The sequence below is a fragment of the Pseudarthrobacter sp. MDT3-1 genome (assembly GCF_054510755.1).
The window spans coordinates 1-19670 of record NZ_JBTNDX010000018.1 but is presented as its reverse complement, the minus strand read 5'-3'; the positions used below and the strand labels follow the sequence as shown (position 1 = coordinate 19670).

Sequence of the window (19670 nt, the reverse complement as noted above, 5' to 3'; positions counted from 1 at the left end):
CGTTAGCGGAATACGACGGTGCGGGTGTTGTTGAGCAGGACTCGGTGCTGGCAATGCCACTTCACGGCGCGGGACAGGGCCTGCGTTTCGGCGTCCCTACCCACGGTCACCAGGGCTTCGGCATCCAGGCTGTGGTCCACCCGGAAGACCTCCTGCTCGATGATGGGGCCCTCGTCGAGGTCGGGCGTCACGTAGTGCGCCGTTGCCCCGACGAGCTTCACGCCGCGGTCGTAGGCCTGGTGATACGGCTTGGCACCCTTGAAGCCGGGCAGGAACGAATGGTGGATGTTGATGGCCCGGCCGCGCAGGCTGGTGCACAGGTCGTTGGACAGCACCTGCATGTAGCGGGCCAGGACCACCAGGTCCGCGTTGTACTCGGCCACGAGTTCCAGCAGCCGGGCCTCCGCTTCAGGTTTAGTGCCCGCCGTCACCGGGACATGGATGAACGTCAGCCCAGCCGATTCGGCCATGGCGCGCAGGTCCTCGTGGTTGGAAACCACGACGGCGATCTCCGCACCCAGGCTGCCCGCCTGCCAGCGGAAAATCAGGTCGTTCAGGCAGTGCCCGAACTTCGAGACCATCACCAGCAGCCGCTGCGGCCTGCCGTCGTGGATGCTGAAATCCATCCCGAATTCGTGGGCCGTCGGCGCGAACTCTGCGGTGAGGCTCTCCGCGGTGCTGGGGTTCCGCTGGTCGAGCCCGCCCAAACAAGGATCCGGGCGGGCCCGGTCGCCGGCGCCGGAGCCGCCGGTGAAGGCCGTGCGCAGGTACAGATTGCCGCTGACGTGGTCGTCGAACTGCTGGTGCTCCACGATGTCGAAGCCGCGGTCTGCCAGGAAGGCCGTCACGGCCCGGACGATGCCGGGCTGTTCGGGGCAGGACAGGGTGAGGACAAATTCGGCGCGACGGGTTTTGGCGGCGGCCGTCGCGGCACCCGCTACGGCCGTGACGCTGCGCGGGGGGCGGCTTTCAATGATGGTGGTCACGATTGTCTCCTAGAGTGCCGGCGTGGGCTTGGTGGAGCCGCCGGTTGCGGAATGGCTGTCTGGGGCATCGTCGGCCGCGGGGTGACCGTTCGCGTCATCGCCGTTCGTGGCGTCGCCGGGGCACCGTGTGTCGGCTGAACAACGTCCGCCGCACTCATGCCTGGTCACCAGGTCGAACTGGACTCCGCCGTGCTGGTCCACGCCGTCGCGGATGGCGCGTTCGACCACGGAGGTCGCCAGCCGCCGTCGGAGTGACAGCGGGTCCCGGCGCAGGTCCTTGACGAGGGCAAAGCACAGCAGCAGCATGACCAGCACGAACGGCAGGGCCGCCACAATGGTGATGCGCTGCAGGCCAGACAGCGCTTCCGAGGGCTGGTCGCCGCCGGCAAGCAGCATCACGGCCGCCACCGCCCCGGTGAGGAGGCCCCAGAAAATCACGAGGCCTCGTTTCGGATCGGAGGACCCATTGGAGCTCAGTGACCCCATGATGATCGACGCCGAGTCGGCTCCGGTGATGAAGAAAATGGCCACCAGGACCATGGCCAGGATAATGACCGCCGTGGTCAGCCAGGCAGGCATGGACATGTTCTTTACCAGGTCGAAGAGGGCGCCGTCGAAGGATATGGAAGGCGTTCCGTTAGCCATGGACACCAGGCCGGGCGTGCCCGCCTTGTCCGCTTCCTGCTGGACATGGAAGGCGGTTCCGCCAAAGATTCCGAACCAGATGACGCTGACGATGCTGGGGACCAGCAGGACGCCGGTAACGAACTGGCGGATCGTTCGACCCCGGCTGATCCGGGCGATGAACATGCCGACAAAAGGCGTCCAGGATACCCACCAAGCCCAGTAGAAGATGGTCCAGCCGGACATCCACTTGCGCAACGCCTCGTCACCGACGGCCTCCGTGCGGGAGGACATTTCGGCCAGATCTCTGGCGTAGTCTCCTACTGCGGCGGGGATGAGGTTGAGGATGAACAGGGTTGGCCCGGCGATGAAGACGATGAGCGCCAGGATCACGGCCAGGACCATGTTGATGTTGGACAGCCACTGGATGCCGCGGCTGATGCCGGAGACAGCCGAGGCAACGAAACAGGCCGTCAGGATGGCGACGATAGCCACCAGGACGGGGGTGCCGATTTCGCCGATCCAGCCGTTCGATGTCAGGCCGCTGCCGATCTGCAGTGCACCTAGGCCGAGGGAAGCGGCCGTGCCGAAGAGCGTGGCAAAGATCGCGAGGATGTTGATGAACTTCCCCACAGGCCCTTCCACAGTCCTGATGCCGAACAGCGAAGTAAACGCTGCGGAGATCAGCTGCCTGCGGCCCAGACGGTAGGTGCCGTAGGCCATGGCGATGCCCACGACGGCGTACATGGCCCACGGGTGCAGTGTCCAGTGGAAGATCGAGGTGGCCATGGCCGTCTGGATGGCGGCCGGTGTCCTGCCGTCCACGGTTCCGGGGGGCGGAGAGATGTAGTGGTAGAGCGGTTCGGCCACGCCGTAGAACATGAGGCCGATGCCCATGCCCGCGGCAAACATCATGGAGACCCATGAGACCGTCCTGAACTCAGGCTTTTCCCCGTCCTTGCCCAGCGGGATGTTGCCCCATTTTCCGAGCGCCAGCCAGAGGACAAAGACCACAAACAACGAGGCCAGGACCATAAAGAGCCAGCCGGTGTACTCCATGACCCAGTCGAGGGCGAGTGTCGAGGTGGCGGACAGGCTGTCCCTGCCGAGGAAACCCCAGGCCACAAACGCCAGGGCGAGGGCACCGGTGATGCCGAAGGTGGCCTTGTCGAGGGTGAGCTTACGGTTCCGCCGTTCCGCTACAGCCTGTTCGGACCGGGTCTGGCGCAGTTCCTGAATTATTTGTTCGGTGTCCTCGGCCTCCGCGAGCTGATGGTGGCCGGTTATCGGAAGGGAGTCTGTATCAACGCGGATTTCGTTGACCGCGCGGGTGTCGCTGTTCAAAGCCATGAGCACGTCCTTTTGTTCGGATGCATGGGCTGGTGCTAGACGTGGCCGTCCACTGTCAGGCCTGGGGGAAGGTTGGGGACCTCCGCGGATTCGGTGACCATGATGTCGCCGTCGATCACTGTTACTTCGTGGGAGCGCACCGGCAGCTTGGCCGGCGGCGCGTCGACGCTTCCCGTGCGCAGGTTGAACCTGGAGGCGTGCAGCGGGCATTCCACCCAGCAGTCCTCCACCCAGCCGTCCGCCAGCGAGGCGTCCTGGTGGGTGCACGTGTCGTCGATGGCAAAGAGCTCGCCTTCCTCGGTGTGGAAGACGGCGATGGGCGGCGACGTATTGAGCCGCAGCGCTTCCCCGGGAGCCAGTTCACTGAGCGGGCATGCCTTGTGCATGGGTGGACCTCTTGTTTCTTCGGGGACCCTTGTGTCTGCCGCGATGGCCGCTAAGTTCCGTAGTGAACAACAGCAATCGCCATAAGCAACAGAGTGGGGTAGCTCACAGCACTTGTCAAGGGTTTTTCCTTCTGTTGCGGCCTCCCGACTTCCTGGCTTTCCACCCTTGACAGTGACCGTGGCATAGATCACGCTGTTGCATATAGCGATTGTTGTTGCGTAAGAAGCAATTGAAAGAGGCCGTATTGATGCAGACGCTTGCGATTATCGGAGCCTCCCTGGCGGGTCTTTCCGCCGCCCGGGCGGCCCGCGCCCAAGGCTTTACCGGACGGCTGGTCATCATCGGCGATGAACCCCACCGGCCGTACGACCGCCCGCCGCTGTCCAAGGACTTCCTGCTCGGCGCGATCTCGGCAGAGGACCTCTTCCTGGAGACCGACGCCGACGAGCTGGCGGCCGAGTGGGTGCTGGGTGCCGAGGCCGTTTCCCTGGATGCGTCGTCCCGGACCATCCACCTTAAGGACGGCCGCACCATACAGTCGGACGGCATCGTGATCGCGACGGGCGCCAGGGCGCGGCGACTGCCCACGCTGGCCGGTCTCAGCAATGTCTTTACGCTCCGCACGCTCGCGGACGCACAGAGCCTTGCCCCCGAGCTGGTGCCCGGAAGCAGGATGGCCGTGATCGGTGCCGGCTTCATCGGCGCCGAAGTTGCCGCAGCCGCCGCGTCGCGGGGCATGGAAGTGACCATGATCGACACCAAGCCCGTGCCGTTCGCCGCGCAGCTCGGAACCGAGATGGGCGGCGTGGTTGCCGGCCTGCACGCCGTCAACGGAGTGGAGCTCATTTCCTCTGCCGTGATCGAGGACTTCTACAGCGGCGAAGGCAACGTCACCGGAATCCGACTGGCCGGAGGACGCTACGTGGCCGCCGACGTCGTCGTGGTTGGCATTGGAGCCGAGCCCAACACCGGCTGGCTGGAGGGCTCCGGCCTGGAGCTGCGCGGCGGCGTGCTGTGCGACGCCATGGGACGGACCGGCATGCCGGGAATCGTGGCCGTGGGCGACTGCGCCGCCTGGTTCGACCAGGCAACGGGCACGCACCGCCGGATTGAACACTGGACCGGCGCCCTGGAGCGTGCCGCCATCGCCGTCGAAGCACTCCTGGATGCCGACGCCGCGCCCCGCCCGGCCAAGCCGCACTATTTCTGGTCCGACCAGTACGGCGTGAAGCTGCAGTTCGCCGGCCGTTCCGCCGGCTACGACCGGGTGGAGATCGAAGTGGGCGACGTCAACGCGCACTGCTGCCTCGCCGTCTACTACCGCGATGATGTCGCTGTGGCGGTCCTCGGCATGAACCAGCCGCGGCTGTTTACCAAGTGGCGGCGCAGCCTCGCGGCACCTGCCGCGGCACCCGGCGTGGCAGCACCCGTCCGGCTGGACGTTCCCGGACTCGTGGGGGCCGCCGTCGTGTCCTGAAAACCCTGCTCCGCCGCTACAAACCTGAAACCCCGCGTTATGGCCTGTGTTGTTAGTTGATCTTTGTTCGTTAGGAGGACAAATTGTCTGTTGAGGTAAGTGCCCCGAGTCTGATCCCCACCCTTCCCGGCCACACGTATGTGGATGAGGGCGTGTTCCGCGCAGAGCAGGAGCGGATCTTCGAGCAGATGTGGTTCTGTGCCATCCGCTCGGCCGACCTGGACAAGCCGGGCGCCTGGCGGACCGTCCAGATCGGGCGGGAAAGCGTGCTGATCAGCCGCACCCGCAAGGGCGGGATCCGCGCCTTCTACAACATCTGCCGGCACCGCGGCGTCAAGCTGTGCATGGAGGAGCAGGGTGAAGCGGCGCGCTCATTCCAGTGCCCGTACCACGCCTGGACCTACGATTTCGAGGGCAAGCTCATCGCGGCGCCCAACCTGACCAAGATGCCGGATATCGACCGCGACGAGTACGGCCTGGTGAAGGTCCACATCCGCGAATACCTGGGCTACGTCTGGGTGTGCCTGGCGGACGAGCCGCCGTCTTTCGAAGTGGACGTAATGGGCGCCATCGAGGAGCGGCTCGGCGACCTGAAGGCGATCGAGGGCTATGATGTGGCCAACCTCAGCCTGGGCCGCCGCATCCGCTACGACGTGAAGGCGAACTGGAAGCTCATCATTGAGAACTTCATGGAGTGCTACCACTGCGCCACCATCCACCCGGAACTGACGGAGGTCCTGCCGGAGTTCGCGGACGGCCTGGCTGCGCAGTACTTCGTGGGGCACGGCGCGGAGTTCGGTGAGGACGTCAAGGGCTTCACCATCGATGGCTCCGAGGGGCTCGACCTGATTCCGGGAATCGAGGAGGGCCAGGACCGCCGCTACTACGCCATCACCATCAAGCCCACGGTGTTTGTGAACCTGGTCCCGGACCACGTGATCATCCACCGCATGTTCCCCATGGCCGCGGACCACACCATCGTGGAATGCGACTGGCTGTACCTGCCCAGTGTCGTGGAGAGCGGCAAGGACGTCAGCGCCTCGGTGGAACTGTTCCACCGTGTCAACCAGCAGGACTTCGACGCCTGCGAGCGCTGCCAGCCGGCCATGGGCTCGAAGGTCTACGCCAAGGGCGGCGTCCTGGTGCCGAGCGAGCACCACATCGGAGCGTTCCACGACTGGGTACAGGGGAAGGTTGGGGACGTCGTCCCGCGCGCCTAAGCGAAGCGCCGGGTTGCGGCCCTTCGCCGTCGCTTAGCGCGGAGTACCGCAGCCCGGCTAGAGGCTAGATCACCGGGTCCCGGTGTAGCCCATCTTGGCGCTGATCTGTAGCCCCGCCTGCTTCAGTGCCTCGATGAGTCCGGGCGCCGTTTCCGGATCAAAGCGGAAGGCCGGCCCGGAGATGCTGACTGCACCGATGACCGCCCCCATATGGTTCAACACGGGCACTGACATCGAGTTGAGCCCGATTTCGAATTCCTCCCGCACCACGCCATAGCCGTCACGGGCGACGTCGAGCAGCTGGGTTTCGAGCTCTTTCCGGTTGGTGATGGTCCGCGGAGTCCGGGCCGGCAGCCCGGTCTCCTTCAGGACGCGGTCCCGCTCGTCCGCGGGCAGCGCCGCCAGCAGGACTTTGCCGCTCGACGTCGCGTGCAGCGGTGTCAGGCTGCCCACCCAGTCATACGTTGCCAGCGTTGACGGCCCCATGGCCTGGTCCACGTTGACGGCGTAGTTGGAGCGCAGGACCGCGAGGTTCACCGTCTCCTTGAATTCGTCCGCCAGGCCTTCCAGCACTGGCCGGGCTTCGCGGACCAGGCTGAGCCGGCCGGGGATGGAGCTTGCCAGCCGGAGTATGCCGAAGCCCAGCTGGTACTTTCCCCGCTCGCTGTTCTGGTGGACCATTTCCCGGCTTACCAACGAACCCAGCAGCCGGGAGACAGTGGATTTGTGGATGCCCATCTCTTCGGCGATGTCGCTCACGCCGGCGTGGCCGTCGCGGGCCAGGATCTCCAGGACCGCTAGGGCCCGGTCCACGGACTGGACGCCGCCGTGCTGGCCTGAGTCCGCATCGGCGTCGGGATCTCGGTCATTGTTGGATGCCATGGTCCATACTCTCAAGTAGTTTGCGGCTTGGCGAAATCAGCGCAGGCCGTTGCTGTGGGCCATCGCGATGGCTTCGGTGCGGGACGAGGCGCCCACCTTCCGGTATATGTTGCGGAGGTGGAACTTCACCGTGTTTTCGCTGATGTGCAGTTTCGCGGCGATGGCACGGTTCCGCTGGCCTGATGCCAGCAGCTGAAGGACCTCCAGTTCGCGGTTCCCGAGCTTCCAGTCGGAGACGTCGGCCAGCTGCCTCGCCGGCGGGTCGAGCGGGATGGACACGGCGACGTCGGCGCCCCAGCCGGGCATCACGTCCACCGACATGGTGCCGTCCAGGGCTTCGACGCGCCGGGTTAGGCGGGCCATGGAAGGCGTCGCCGCGGACAGTTCGCCGGGACCGTCGTCGCGGACGTTGACCAGGAGGTTCTCGCCGTCGCAATCCCACTGCGTGCGGATCCGGCGGACTCCGGCCTGGTCCATCATGGCCAGGACCAGCCCGCGGACGATCGCCCTGGCAGCATGGGCCACTTCGCCGGGCAGGGCGCGGCCGTTGACGGGAGGCTCGATGAACTGGACGTCGATGCCGCTGAAGTTCACCAGTGGCTTGAGGTCCTCGCGGAGACGCTGGAACGCGGTGGCGACGGGTTCCTCCACGAGTTCCGTGGTGCGGTCGCTGAGCGTGCGTAGCGCTACGAGTGCCCGCGCGGCGACGTCGGTGGCGGACTTCCGCGCCAAGTCGTCACTCAGCGCAGGCGATCTCAGCGCGGCAAGCACGGTTTCCAAGGTGGTGGAGTGGCGGTCCACCAGTTCGGCGGTCACCCTTAAGCGTTCGGCCGACGCCGCGCGGGATTCAATCAGGTACGACGGCGGCGCATCGGCCACCTTTTCACGGATCCGCTCGGCGGCCAGGGTCCAGAGATAGCGGACGAGCCGCTCTGCCTCCTGGCCGGCGGGGTCCGGTACGGGCTGCGGATCGGCGAGGACGAGCAGCGCGTTGCTGGGTGAGGACAGGGCAAGGACAGGACGCACCTCCCCGCCGATCAGCGCCTCTCCGCTCCAGGACTCGCCGTTCGGGCATTCTCGGACCAGTAGCGCCCGGATGTGGTCCAGTTCGGCGATGGAAACCCTGCTGATGATGGCTTCGTCGCCGGCCTTCTTCTGGGGCCGTCCAGTGCAGTCCTCGGTGAAGATGACTAGGGCGCTGCTACCGAGATAGGGAAGGGTGGCCTCCCGCAGCCGCTGCGCGATGGTGGCCAGCGGGGCGGCGGACAGCGCGGTGATGGCTTCGAGCAGGACTCCATAAGACGTATCCACCTGCCCAGTTTACGGGTGCACTGGACGCCGCCTACCCGTTTGGGTGGGCAGGACTATCCGATGATGGCGTTGGCCCAACTCAACGGACGGGACAGGATGGAGGAGTCGCAAACGAAGGAGGCTGCCGCCAATGAGTGTCACCGCAGAAACCAGTCCAGCCGGCCTGACCGGAACGTCCAAGGCTTTTGACCGGAACCGGGCTCTGGTCCTGGGCGAGATCAGTGCAGTGTCAGGGCGCGTTGACCCGGCGCAGGTCGCAGCCCTCGTCACCGAGCTGAGGCTGGCCGACAGGATCTTCGTGACCGGCGCCGGACGCAGCGGCCTTGTCCTGAAGATGGCGGCCATGCGGCTCATGCATCTCGGCCTGACGGTGCACGTCGTCGGTGAGACCACGGCGCCCGCCATCCGCACCGGCGACCTGCTGCTGGCAGCTTCCGGCTCCGGAAGCACCGCAAGCGTTGTCACGGCGGCGGAAACCGCGGCCGCGCGAGGTGCCCGGGTGGCTGCCTACACCACAAGCTCCGGTTCCCCGCTCGCGGCCGTTGCTATCGCCGTCGTACTTATCCCCGCCGCCCAAAAGACTGACCACGGCTCGGCGGTGTCCCGGCAATATTCGGGCAGCCTCTTTGAGCAGGTGCTGTTCACCACCACCGAGGCGGTGTTCCAAAGCCTCTGGGACGAGGATGCTGCGTCACCGGAAGACCTCTGGCAGCGCCACGCGAACCTCGAATAGCCCGCACCGGCCCACCTTTCTCCACCGAAATCCGTCCCCACCCGAAAGAAGAACCCACATGAAACTGCAAGTAGCCATGGACGTCCTGACCGTCGAAGCCGCCCTCGACCTCGCCGCCAAGGTTGCCGAGTACGTTGACATCATTGAGCTCGGAACGCCGCTGGTGAAGAACGCCGGACTGTCCGCCGTGACCGCCGTCAAGACCGCCCACCCGGACAAGATCGTGTTCGCCGACCTTAAGACCATGGACGCCGGCGAACTCGAGGCTGACATCGCGTTCAGCGCGGGTGCAGACCTGGTGTCAGTCCTCGGCGGCGCCGACGATTCCACCATCGCCGGCGCGGTCAAGGCAGCGAAGGTCCACAACAAGGGCATCGTTGTGGACCTGATCGGCGTGGCGGACAAGGTGACCCGCGCCAGGGAAGCCCGCGCCCTCGGAGCCAAGTTCATCGAGTTCCACGCCGGACTGGACGAGCAGGCCAAGCCGGGCTACAACCTGGACGTGCTCCTCCGCGCCGGGGAGGAAGCGCGCGTGCCGTTCTCCGTGGCCGGCGGAGTGAACATCTCCACTATCGAAGCCGTGCAGCGCGCCGGGGCGGATGTAGCCGTCGTCGGCGGGTCCATCTACAGCGCCGACGACCCCGCCCTGGCAGCGAAGGAGCTGCGCGCCGCCATCATCTAGCCCTCCAGAACGCTCTCTCACTTAACGCAGGAATTTAGGGAACGCTCTCTCAACCGGTGAGAGAGGGATTCGGTCTTGTTTGCAGAAAGTGAGAGAGCGTTCCGGTTCGGCTTAGAGCACCTTGCGGATGGTTTCCTCAAAGCTGGTGACGTGGTGCAGGGCCAGTTCGCCGGCCTTGTCGGCGTCCCCCGCAGCCACCGCCTTGAGCAGCTCCACGTGCTCGGTGATGTGGCCACTCACCGAGGGAACCTTGTCCAGGACCAGGCACCAGATGCGCGTGGCCAGGTTGTCGTAGCGGATCAGCGTGTCTTCCAGGTGCGGGTTGGCGGCCGCCTTATAGATCAGCCGGTGCACGGTCAGGTCGTAGCGCATCAGGTCCCGGGACTCCCCCGGGCTGGGATCCAGCTCCGCGATGGCATCGGCCACCTGCAGCAGTTCACGGCGCATGGACTCGCTTGCCCTTTTGGCCGCCCGCCGCGCGGCCAGCGGCTCCAGCAGCTCCCGGATCTCCGAGACGTCGGCGAGCTCCGTGAAGTCCACATTGGTGGCAAAGGTCCCGCGGCGCGGATAGGAAACCACCAGATGGTCAACCTCAAGCCGCTTGATCGCCTCGCGCACGGGAGTGCGGCCGAAACCGAGCTCGGCCGCCAGCTGCCCGTCGTTGATGGGCTCACCCGGCCGGATCTCCAGCATGATCAGCTTGTCGCGCAGCTGCCGGTAGGCGGCCTCTGCCTGCGATGGCGCTTCGCCCTCCGCGGGGGGCAAGGCAAGAAGTGCATTCAAGGCGCCACTCCGTTCTTCACTTTTCAGGCTCCGACTTACAAGCGGAAGCTCCATGCCACTTTGGTTCCAGCTATTGACTCTGCTGTGATCCCAATCATACCATTGACCTCACGCTGATATATCAGTCATAACAACAGTGGTATTTCAAAGGAGCATCCGTGGTTGAGCAGTTGAACGAGCGACTTTCCGCAGTCGATCCCGAGGTCCAGCAGGCCATTAACAATGAGCTGGTCCGCCAGCAGTCAACACTGGAAATGATCGCCTCGGAGAATTTCGCCCCGTCCGCCGTTATGGAGGCGCAGGGCTCCGTCCTGACGAACAAGTACGCCGAGGGCTACCCGGGCAAGCGCTACTACGGGGGCTGCGAGCACGTGGACGTCATCGAGCAGCTCGCCATCGACCGCGTCAAGGCCCTGTTCGGCGCCGAATTCGCCAACGTCCAGCCGCACTCCGGCGCCCAGGCCAATGCCGCCGCCATGTTCGCCCTGCTGAACCCGGGCGACACCATCATGGGCCTGAGCCTGGCCCACGGCGGCCACCTCACCCACGGCATGAAGATCAATTTCTCCGGCTTGCTCTACAACGTGGTCCCCTACCACGTGCGTGAATCGGACCTCCGGATCGATATGGCCGAGGTCGAGGCGCTGGCCCTGGAACACCGCCCGAAGCTGATCGTCGCCGGCTGGTCCGCCTACTCCCGCCAGCTCGACTTCGCCGAGTTCCGCCGGATCGCCGACCTCGTGGACGCCTACCTCATGGTGGACATGGCGCACTTCGCCGGCCTCGTCGCCGCAGGGCTGCATCCCAACCCTGTCCCCTACGCCGACGTGGTCACCACCACCACACACAAGACCCTCGGCGGCCCGCGCGGCGGAGTCATCCTCGCCAAGGAAAAGTACGCCCGCAAGATCAACAGCGCCGTGTTCCCCGGCCAACAGGGCGGCCCGCTGGAGCACGTCATCGCCGCCAAGGCCGTGGCTTTCAAGCTCGCCGGCACCCCTGAATTCAAGGAACGCCAGGAACGCGTCCTGCAAGGATCCAAGCTGCTGGCCGAACGGCTCCTCCGCGACGACGTCGCCGCGGCCGGCATCTCGGTGGTCAACGGCGGCACCGACGTGCACCTGGTCCTGGTGGACCTCCGCCACTCGGAACTGGACGGCCAGCAGGCCGAAGACGCGCTGCACCGGATCGGCATTACGGTGAACCGCAACGCTGTACCGTTCGATCCCCGCCCGCCGATGGTGTCCTCGGGACTCCGCATCGGCACGCCGGCCCTCGCCACCCGGGGCTTCGGCGCCGTGGAGTTCGCCGAAGTTGCGGACATCATCGCGACGGCGCTCATCGCCGCCGTCACTGGCACTGCCAACAACGACGCCGGGGACGGCACCTCCGGCGGTGCGCGCCTCAGCGACGACGCCGCCGTCGTACTCCGAGCCCGGGTCACCGCCCTGGCCGGCCAGTTCCCGCTTTACGAGCATCTTTCCCAGGACGGCAGCGGCGCCGAGATCGCCGCCTTCACCGAACTCGATACAGACCTGATTGGAGCAGCCCAGTGAGCAACCAACAGCTCCCGGAACACCCGGATTTCCTCTGGCGGAACCCGGAGCCCAAGTCCTCCTACGACGCCGTGATTGTGGGCGGCGGCGGGCACGGCCTGGCTACCGCCTACTTCCTGGCCAAGAACCACGGGATGACCAACATCGCCGTCCTGGAAAAGGGCTGGCTGGCCGGCGGCAACATGGCCCGGAACACCACCATCATCCGTTCCAACTACCTCTGGGACGAGAGCGCGGCCATCTACGAGCACGCCCTCAAGCTCTGGGAAATCCTGCCGGAGGAGCTCGAATACGACTTCCTGTTCAGCCAGCGCGGCGTGATGAACCTCGCCCACACCCTGGGTGACGTCCGCGAAAGCATCCGACGTGTCGGTGCGAACAAGCTCAACGGCGTGGACGCTGAATGGCTGGATCCGAAGCAGGTCAAGGAACTCTGCCCCATCCTGAACATCAACGACAACATCCGCTACCCCGTCATGGGAGCCACGTACCAGCCGCGTGCGGGCATCGCCAAGCACGACCACGTGGCCTGGGCCTTCGCCCGCAAGTGCGACGAGCTCGGCGTGGACATCATCCAGAACTGCGAAGTCACCGGCTTCGTCAAGGACGGCAACCGCGTGGTGGGCGTAAAAACCAACCAGGGCACCATCAACACCGAAAAGGTGGGCCTCTGCGCCGCCGGGCACAGCTCGGTCCTGGCGGAAATGGCCGGCTTCCGGCTTCCCATCCAGTCCCACCCGCTCCAGGCACTCGTCTCCGAACTGCACGAACCCGTCCACCCCACCGTGGTCATGTCCAACCACGTGCACGTCTACGTCTCCCAGGCCCACAAGGGCGAACTCGTCATGGGAGCCGGCGTGGACTCCTACAACGGCTACGGCCAGCGCGGCTCCTTCCATGTGATCGAGCACCAGATGGCTGCCGCCGTCGAACTCTTCCCCATCTTTGCCCGGGCGCACGTGCTCCGGACCTGGGGCGGCATCGTGGACACCACCCTGGACGCCTCCCCCATCGTTGGCACCACCCCGGTGGAGAACATGTTCGTGAACTGCGGCTGGGGCACCGGCGGCTTCAAGGGCACCCCGGCCGCCGGGCTCACCTTCGCGCACACCATCGCCACCGGAACCCCGCACAAGCTGAACAAGCCGTTTGCGCTGGAACGCTTCGAAACCGGCGCCCTGATCGACGAACACGGCGCAGCCGCCGTCGCCCACTAGCCGCCGTCCCCTAGAAAGAAGACGCACATGCTGCTTATCCCATGCCCCAACTGCGGCTCCCGCGACGAGACCGAGTTCCACTACGGCGGCCAGGCCCACGTGGCCTACCCGGAAAACCCCGCCGGGCTGAACGACCGCGAATGGGCCGAGTACCTGTTCTACCGGGACAACACCAAGGGCGCCTTCGCCGAGCGCTGGCTGCACAGCACCGGCTGCCGCCAGTGGTTCAACATGCTCCGCGACACCGTCACCTACGACATCCAGGCCGTCTACCCGATGGGCACTCCCCGGCCCGCAACCGCCAAAACGAACGCCACCGACGCCGGCACTGCCAGCACCGCCGCTGACAGCACCACCACCGGAAACGCCGCGCCCAGCACCTCTTCAACCAGCATCACCGCCTCCAGCACCACCGCCCCGGAAGGAGCATCCAAGTGACTTCCCAGAACGCCCGCCTCGCCGCCGGCGGACGCATCGACCGCACCATCTCCTGGCGCTTCACCGTGGACGGCGAGGAATTCACCGGACACCCCGGTGACACACTCGCCTCCGCGCTGCTCGCCAACGGCCGGATCGCCGCCGGAAACTCGCTCTACGAGGACCGGCCCCGCGGCATCATGTCCGCCGGGGTGGAGGAAGCCAACGCGCTGGTCAGGATCGAACCCCGCTTCCCCGGCCACGTGGCAGAGTCCATGCTCCCCGCCACCACCGTCACGCTGGTGGACGGCCTCACAGCAGGCATGCTCAACGGCCTGGGCCGTCTGGACCCTGAGGAAGACCGCGCCGAATACGACAAGAAGTACGTGCACACCGACGTCCTGGTGATCGGCGGCGGCCCCGCCGGCCTCGCCGCGGCCCGTGAAGCGGTCCGCACCGGTGCCCGCGTGATGCTTATGGACGACCAGCCCGAACTGGGCGGATCGCTCCTGTCCGGATCCACTGCGCCCGGACGGGCCGAGACCATCGAAGGCAAGCCCGCCCTGGAATGGGTGGCTGATGTGGAAGCCGAACTCATTTCCGGAGCCGAAAGCACAGTCCTGAACCGCACCACGGCCTTCGGCGCCTACGATGCCAACTACGTCATCGCGGTCCAGAACCGCACCGACCACCTGTCCAGCCCGGCCGCCCCCGGCGTCTCCCGGCAGCGGATTTGGCACGTGCGTGCTAATCAGGTGGTGTTGGCTCCCGGCGCCCACGAACGGCCCCTGGTCTTCGAGAACAACGACCGCCCCGGCATCATGCTCGCCTCGGCTGTCCGCAGCTACCTCAACCGCTACGCCGTGGCCGCCGGGCAGCGCGTGGTCATCAGCACCACCAACGACAGCGCCTACGCCCTCGCCGCGGACCTGCGCGCCGCCGGCGTCAAGGTGGCGGCCGTCGTCGACGCCCGTCCCGCCCTCACTGAAGTGGCAGCTGCCGCCGTCGAAGCCGGCACCCGAGTGCTGATCGGCAGCGCGGTGGCCAACACCGCCGCGAACGGCACCGGCCGGCTAAACGCCGTCACCGTCCGCAGCATTAACGACGACGGCGAGCTCACCTCGGGCGTCGAAGAGATCGCCTGCGACCTGCTGGCAGTCTCCGGCGGCTGGAGCCCGCTGGTCCACCTCCACTCGCAGCGGCAGGGCAAGCTGCGCTGGGACGAGGACCTGGCGGCGTTCGTGCCGAGCACCGTGGTGCCGAACCAGCAGTCCGTTGGCTCCGGCCGCGGCAGCTTTGAACTCGAGGACTGCGTGGCCGAGGGCATCTCCGCCGGCGCCGCAGCTGCCATTGCTGCGGGCTTCCAGTCCGACACAAAACCGGCCGTCCTCGGCGGGCCGAAGGCCTCCGGCCCGACCCGCCAGCTCTGGCTGGTCCCCGGCCAGGCAGGTACGCCGGACGACTGGCACCACCACTTTGTGGACTTCCAGCGCGACCAGTCCGTGGCCGACGTCCTGCGTTCCACCGGCGCCGGAATGCGGTCCGTGGAGCACATCAAGCGCTACACCTCTATCAGCACCGCCAACGACCAGGGCAAGACCTCCGGGGTCAACGCGATCGGCGTCATCGCCGCCGCTCTCCGGACCGCCGGCGAAGCGTCCCGCGGCATCGGCGACATCGGCACCACCACCTACCGGGCACCGTTCACTCCGGTGGCGTTCGCAGCACTGGCCGGACGCCAGCGCGGCGAGCTGTTCGACCCCGCCCGCGTCACGTCCATCAACCCGTGGCACGTCGCGCAAGGTGCCCTGTTCGAGGATGTGGGGCAGTGGAAGCGGCCCTGGTACTACCCGCAGGCCGGGGAGGACATGGATGCTGCCGTGCTCCGCGAGTGCGCGGCTGTCCGCGAATCTGTGGGCTTTATGGACGCCACCACGCTGGGCAAGATCGAAATCCGTGGCAAGGACGCCGGCGAGTTCCTCAACCGGATCTACACCAACGCCTTCAAGAAGCTCGCCCCGGGTTCCGCCCGCTACGGCGTGATGTGCATGGCGGACGGCATGATTTTCGACGACGGCGTGACCCTGCGCCTTGACGATGACCGGTACTTCATGACCACCACCACCGGCGGTGCCGCGAAGGTGCTGGACTGGCTGGAGGAGTGGCTGCAGACCGAATGGCCTGAGCTGGACGTGCACTGCACCTCGGTGACCGAACAGTGGACCACCATTGCCGTCGTCGGGCCTAAATCCCGGGCGGTGCTCGCCAAACTGGCGCCGGACCTGGCGGCGGGCGGCGGGCTGGAGGCGGAAGCCTTCCCGTTCATGACGTTCCGCGAAACCAACCTCGCCTCCGGCGTGCAGGCGCGGGTCTGCCGGATTTCCTTCTCCGGCGAGCTGGCCTACGAGATCAACGTGCCGTCCTGGTACGGGCTGAACACTTGGGAAGCCGTGGCCGCGGCAGGGGCCGAATTCAACATCACCCCCTACGGCACCGAAACCATGCACGTCCTCCGCGCCGAGAAGGGCTACCCGATCGTCGGGCAGGACACGGACGGCACAGTCACCCCGCAGGACGCGGGGATGGAATGGGTGGTGTCCAAGGCCAAGGACTTCATCGGCAAGCGCTCCTACGCCCGGGCCGATGCCCAGCGCGGGGACCGCAAGCACCTGGTCAGCGTCCTGCCTGTGGACGGGACGCTGCGGCTGCCCGAAGGCACCCAGCTCGTGGAAAAGGGGATCACCACGAACCCCGCCTACGGCCCGGTGCCCATGCAGGGCTTCGTGACCTCGAGCTACCACAGCGCCGCGCTGGGCAGGTCCTTCGCGCTGGCACTGATCAAGAATGGCCGCAACCGCATCGGCGAGACCCTGGTGGCCGCCGCCGGCGACCAGCTGGTTGACGTTGTTATCGCAGAAACCGTACTTTTTGACCCCGAAGGGACCCGCAAAGATGGCTAACACAGCAGCAATCAACCGCATCAATGTACTCCGGGACATCCGCCGCAGCCCAGCCTCCCACCTGGCCGCTGCCCTGGCGGCCGGCTCCATCCAAGGGACTGTGGTCCTGAAAGAGGGCCCGTTCCAGACGATGGCGGGCGTCCGCGTGGACCCCCGCTCCGAGGAAGGCGCACGGATCGCCGCCGTTGCCGGCAGCCTGCCGGCACGCTACGGCGACGTGGGCGGCACGGACCGCGTTATCATCCTCTGGCTGGGACCGTCCGAGTTCCTGGTGGTGGCACCGGAAGAAGCCCACGATTCCCTGGGCGGAGACCTCATCGGCTCGCTCGTGGCCGCGCTGGGCGATGCTCCGGGCCAGGTGGTGGACCTCTCCGCGAACCGCACAACGTTCGAGCTGTCGGGCCCGCGGGCCCGTGCGACCCTCGAAAAGGGCTGTGCCCTGGACCTGCACCCGCGCAGCTTCACCGTGGGAACCGCCCTGTCCACGGAAATCGGCAACATCCCCGTGGTCCTGCAGAAGACCGGCGAGGAGAGCTTCCGGCTCTTCCCCCGGGCTTCGTTCGCGGACTTCCTGGGCCGGTGGCTCCTGGACGCCATGAGGGAGTTCGCTTCCCCCGAGGTGCCCTGATGGCGCTGAGCGCCCTGGACCTGTTCTCCGTTGGCATCGGGCCGTCGTCGTCACACACGGTCGGCCCGATGCGGGCAGCGAAGCTGTTCGCCGACGGACTTAAGGGCGGCGGGCTCCTGAGCTCCACTACCCGGGTCCAGGCCGAGCTGTTCGGCTCGCTGGGTGCCACCGGCCTGGGCCACGGCTCCGACAAGGCGGTGGTCCTGGGCTTGCAGGGCCTGGATCCGGAAACGGTGGACACCTCCACCGCCGACGACCAGGTGGCCGCCGCGGCGCTCGACGCCGAACTCAGGATCTGCGGGGACCACCGCGTGGACTTCAACTGGGACGAGGACGTGGTGCTGCACCGCCGCAAGTCCCTGCCCGCCCACCCCAACGGCATGACGTTCCGCGCCATGGACCACGCCGGCAAAGTCCTCAGCGAACGGAGCTTCTACTCCATCGGCGGCGGCTTCGTGGTGGACGGTGACGCCGATGCCGGCGACCGCGTGGTGGCCGATGCCACCGTCCTCCCCTACCCCTTCACCACCGCCGACGAACTCCTGGCGATCTGCAGCCGCGAAGGCATGTCCATTTCCGACGTCATGCTCGCCAACGAACTCGTCTGGCGCAGCGAAGCGGAACTCCGCGAAAAGCTGCTGGGACTCTGGGCGGTCATGCGCGAATGCGTGGACAACGGCTGCGCCGCGGAAGGGATCCTTCCCGGCGGGCTGAACGTCAGGCGCCGGGCGCCGTCGTTATTCCGCACACTGACCGCTGACACCGGCGTCACCGACCCCTTCCGCGCCATGGAATGGGTGAACCTGTTCGCCCTCGCCGTCAACGAGGAAAACGCCGCCGGCGGGCGCATCGTCACCGCCCCTACCAACGGCGCGGCGGGCATCGTGCCTGCCGTCCTGCACTACTACGTCAAGTTTGTTCCCGGAGCCGACGACGACGGTGTGGTCCGCTTCCTGCTGGCGGCAGCCGCCGTCGGGATTCTTTTCAAGATCAACGCCTCCATCTCGGGTGCGGAAGTGGGCTGCCAGGGCGAGGTGGGCTCTGCCTGTTCCATGGCGGCCGCGGGCCTGTGCGAGGTGCTGGGCGGCACGCCGGAGCAGGTGGAAAACGCCGCCGAAGTGGGCATTGAACACAACCTCGGTCTGACGTGCGACCCGGTGGGCGGCCTGGTGCAGATCCCCTGCATCGAACGGAACGCCATCGCCAGCGTGAAAGCCATCAACGCCGCGCGACTGTCCCTCCACGGGGACGGCAGCCACAAGGTGTCGCTGGACAAGGCCATCAAAACCATGCGTGAGACAGGAGCGGACATGAAAACCAAATACAAGGAGACCTCCCGCGGAGGCCTCGCCGTCAACGTGATCGAGTGCTAGCCATGACTGCCATCCAGACTGAAACGTCCCTCCCCCAGCCCGTCACCACCGTGGAGCACGTCCTGACTTTGGATTGCGCGGAGCAGCCCGGGATTGTCCACGCCGTCTCCGGCTTCCTGCTGGAGCACGGCTGCGACATCGTAGACAGCAAGCAGTTCGGCGAACGGTCGGGGGCGCACTTCTTCATGCGTGTGCACTTCGCGTCCGACGGCGATGCCTCCACCGCGGGAACGCTCCGGGCTGCTTTCGGCCCGGTAGCCGAACGGTTCGGGATGCGCTGGCGGCTGGAGCCGCACGGCGCCAAGCGCCGCGTGCTGATTATGGTGTCCAAGTTCGGGCACTGCCTCAACGACCTGCTGTTCCGCGCCCGCAGCGGCGAACTGCCGGTGGACGTGGCGGCCGTGGTCTCCAACCACACGGACCACCAGGCGCTGGTGGAATGGCACGGCATCCCGTTCTTCCATGTGCCGGTCACCGCCGACACCAAGCCGGCGGCCGAGGCCCGGCTGTTGGAACTGGTGGACACGTTCGACGTGGAGCTGGTGGTGCTGGCCCGCTACATGCAGGTGCTCAGCGACGACCTCACCCGGCGGTTGGATGGCCGGGCGATCAACATCCACCACTCGTTCCTGCCCAGCTTCAAGGGCGCCAAGCCGTACCACCAGGCCTACGCGCGCGGCGTGAAGACCGTGGGGGCAACTGCGCATTACGTGAATGCCGAGCTGGACGAGGGGCCGATCATCTCGCAGCAGACGGTGGAAGTGGACCACACGTACGGGCCGGAGGACCTGGTTGCTGCCGGCCGGGATACCGAGTGTAAGGCGCTGTCTAATGCTGTGCGCTGGCACTGCGAAGGCCGGGTCATCCTGCAGGGCAACAGGACGGTAGTGCTCCGCTAACGCCCCCACTCCCCCGTTACCTTTTTAGTAGCCCCCTACCCCCTAGGACGCTCTCTCACTAAATGTGACTTTGCCGGCGATCCTCGCTCACTAGTCCGAAAATGGAGGGGACGTGACCGCGGTCGGTGCGCACTGGTGCACCCCGTCGTGGTCTGGCGGGTGTTGGTGTTGGTATGAAGACGGGT

Annotated in this window: 17 protein-coding genes; 11 read left to right on the top strand and 6 right to left on the bottom strand. The window is 66.4% G+C overall.

Annotated features, from left to right (window positions below):
- Window positions 1–2: 2 nt before the first annotated feature.
- From purU (ACX80X_RS14370) to ACX80X_RS14360, 3 genes are read right to left on the bottom strand one after another with little or no spacing between them, the layout of a single operon-like run.
- Window positions 3–986: a formyltetrahydrofolate deformylase gene (purU, locus tag ACX80X_RS14370; protein WP_252609415.1), complete on the bottom strand. Its 984-nt coding sequence runs from the start codon at window positions 984–986 to the stop codon at window positions 3–5.
- 9 nt (window positions 987–995) lie between these two features.
- The gene (locus ACX80X_RS14365) at window positions 996–2960 is read right to left on the bottom strand and encodes a BCCT family transporter (protein WP_459312452.1); all 1965 of its coding nucleotides are present in this window, start codon (window positions 2958–2960) and stop codon (window positions 996–998) included.
- 35 nt (window positions 2961–2995) lie between these two features.
- On the bottom strand, window positions 2996–3346 hold the full coding sequence (locus ACX80X_RS14360; protein ID WP_252614864.1) for a bifunctional 3-phenylpropionate/cinnamic acid dioxygenase ferredoxin subunit: 351 nt from the start codon (window positions 3344–3346) through the stop codon (window positions 2996–2998).
- A 248-nt stretch (window positions 3347–3594) separates the two neighbouring features.
- On the opposite strand from ACX80X_RS14360, the gene ACX80X_RS14355 reads away from it, so the two are divergent.
- Both ACX80X_RS14355 and ACX80X_RS14350 read left to right on the top strand, forming a co-directional pair.
- Entirely contained in the window at window positions 3595–4824 is a 1230-nt protein-coding gene (locus tag ACX80X_RS14355) for an NAD(P)/FAD-dependent oxidoreductase (RefSeq protein ID WP_252614887.1), read from the top strand.
- An 83-nt stretch (window positions 4825–4907) separates the two neighbouring features.
- Window positions 4908–6044, top strand: coding sequence for an aromatic ring-hydroxylating oxygenase subunit alpha (locus ACX80X_RS14350; RefSeq protein ID WP_252602940.1), 1137 nt, complete (start codon window positions 4908–4910; stop codon window positions 6042–6044).
- A 69-nt stretch (window positions 6045–6113) separates the two neighbouring features.
- Here the strand turns inward: ACX80X_RS14350 and ACX80X_RS14345 are convergent, their stop codons facing one another.
- Window positions 6114–6926, bottom strand: a complete 813-nt coding sequence (locus ACX80X_RS14345; RefSeq protein WP_252602942.1) for an IclR family transcriptional regulator — start codon at window positions 6924–6926, stop codon at window positions 6114–6116.
- A 36-nt stretch (window positions 6927–6962) separates the two neighbouring features.
- Complete coding sequence (locus ACX80X_RS14340; protein ID WP_252602944.1) at window positions 6963–8237, bottom strand: helix-turn-helix transcriptional regulator; 1275 nt, start codon at window positions 8235–8237, stop codon at window positions 6963–6965.
- Window positions 8238–8367: 130 nt separating this feature from the next.
- Between ACX80X_RS14340 and hxlB the strand changes: the two genes are divergently transcribed.
- The gene (hxlB, locus tag ACX80X_RS14335) at window positions 8368–8970 is read left to right on the top strand and encodes a 6-phospho-3-hexuloisomerase (protein ID WP_252602946.1); all 603 of its coding nucleotides are present in this window, start codon (window positions 8368–8370) and stop codon (window positions 8968–8970) included.
- Between the two features lie 58 nt (window positions 8971–9028).
- Window positions 9029–9652 carry a 3-hexulose-6-phosphate synthase gene (hxlA, locus tag ACX80X_RS14330; RefSeq protein WP_459312450.1) on the top strand — a complete coding sequence of 208 codons (624 nt, stop codon included), beginning with the start codon at window positions 9029–9031 and terminating at the stop codon, window positions 9650–9652.
- A 111-nt stretch (window positions 9653–9763) separates the two neighbouring features.
- On the opposite strand, the gene ACX80X_RS14325 is transcribed toward hxlA, so the two are convergent.
- A complete protein-coding gene (locus ACX80X_RS14325; protein ID WP_252602951.1) occupies window positions 9764–10435 on the bottom strand; it encodes a GntR family transcriptional regulator in 672 nt (223 codons plus the stop codon).
- A gap of 158 nt (window positions 10436–10593) precedes the next feature.
- On the opposite strand from ACX80X_RS14325, the gene glyA reads away from it, so the two are divergent.
- From glyA to purU (ACX80X_RS14290), 7 genes are read left to right on the top strand one after another with little or no spacing between them, the layout of a single operon-like run.
- A complete protein-coding gene (gene glyA, locus ACX80X_RS14320; RefSeq protein WP_308216216.1) occupies window positions 10594–11991 on the top strand; it encodes a serine hydroxymethyltransferase in 1398 nt (465 codons plus the stop codon).
- On the top strand, window positions 11988–13208 hold the full coding sequence (locus tag ACX80X_RS14315; RefSeq protein WP_056347533.1) for a sarcosine oxidase subunit beta family protein: 1221 nt from the start codon (window positions 11988–11990) through the stop codon (window positions 13206–13208). Before glyA ends, ACX80X_RS14315 begins: the two co-directional genes overlap by 4 nt.
- Before the next feature lie 27 nt (window positions 13209–13235).
- Window positions 13236–13646: a sarcosine oxidase subunit delta gene (locus ACX80X_RS14310; RefSeq protein WP_252614924.1), complete on the top strand. Its 411-nt coding sequence runs from the start codon at window positions 13236–13238 to the stop codon at window positions 13644–13646.
- Window positions 13643–16585, top strand: coding sequence for a sarcosine oxidase subunit alpha family protein (locus ACX80X_RS14305; RefSeq protein ID WP_459312447.1), 2943 nt, complete (start codon window positions 13643–13645; stop codon window positions 16583–16585). Before ACX80X_RS14310 ends, ACX80X_RS14305 begins: the two co-directional genes overlap by 4 nt.
- Window positions 16578–17213, top strand: a complete 636-nt coding sequence (locus ACX80X_RS14300) for a sarcosine oxidase subunit gamma (protein ID WP_459312445.1) — start codon at window positions 16578–16580, stop codon at window positions 17211–17213. The genes ACX80X_RS14305 and ACX80X_RS14300 overlap by 8 nt, the downstream gene beginning before the upstream one ends.
- Entirely contained in the window at window positions 17213–18586 is a 1374-nt protein-coding gene (locus tag ACX80X_RS14295; RefSeq protein ID WP_252602959.1) for an L-serine ammonia-lyase, read from the top strand. Before ACX80X_RS14300 ends, ACX80X_RS14295 begins: the two co-directional genes overlap by 1 nt.
- A 2-nt stretch (window positions 18587–18588) precedes the next feature.
- Entirely contained in the window at window positions 18589–19485 is an 897-nt protein-coding gene (gene purU / locus ACX80X_RS14290; RefSeq protein WP_459312442.1) for a formyltetrahydrofolate deformylase, read from the top strand.
- The last annotated feature ends 185 nt before the right edge of the window (window positions 19486–19670 follow it).

Excerpts from the sequence above, each read along its gene's own strand:
- ACX80X_RS14365 (WP_459312452.1), bottom strand. The coding sequence starts at position 2,960 with ATGGCTTTGAACAGCGACACCCGCGCGGTCAACGAAATCCGCGTTGAT.
- ACX80X_RS14360 (WP_252614864.1), bottom strand. The coding sequence starts at position 3,346 with ATGCACAAGGCATGCCCGCTCAGTGAACTGGCTCCCGGGGAAGCGCTG.
- ACX80X_RS14355 (WP_252614887.1), top strand. The coding sequence starts at position 3,595 with ATGCAGACGCTTGCGATTATCGGAGCCTCCCTGGCGGGTCTTTCCGCC.
- ACX80X_RS14345 (WP_252602942.1), bottom strand. The coding sequence starts at position 6,926 with ATGGCATCCAACAATGACCGAGATCCCGACGCCGATGCGGACTCAGGC.
- hxlB (WP_252602946.1), top strand. The coding sequence starts at position 8,368 with ATGAGTGTCACCGCAGAAACCAGTCCAGCCGGCCTGACCGGAACGTCC.
- hxlA (WP_459312450.1), top strand. The coding sequence starts at position 9,029 with ATGAAACTGCAAGTAGCCATGGACGTCCTGACCGTCGAAGCCGCCCTC.
- ACX80X_RS14310 (WP_252614924.1), top strand. The coding sequence starts at position 13,236 with ATGCTGCTTATCCCATGCCCCAACTGCGGCTCCCGCGACGAGACCGAG.
- ACX80X_RS14300 (WP_459312445.1), top strand. The coding sequence starts at position 16,578 with ATGGCTAACACAGCAGCAATCAACCGCATCAATGTACTCCGGGACATC.
- ACX80X_RS14295 (WP_252602959.1), top strand. The coding sequence starts at position 17,213 with ATGGCGCTGAGCGCCCTGGACCTGTTCTCCGTTGGCATCGGGCCGTCG.
- purU (WP_459312442.1), top strand. The coding sequence starts at position 18,589 with ATGACTGCCATCCAGACTGAAACGTCCCTCCCCCAGCCCGTCACCACC.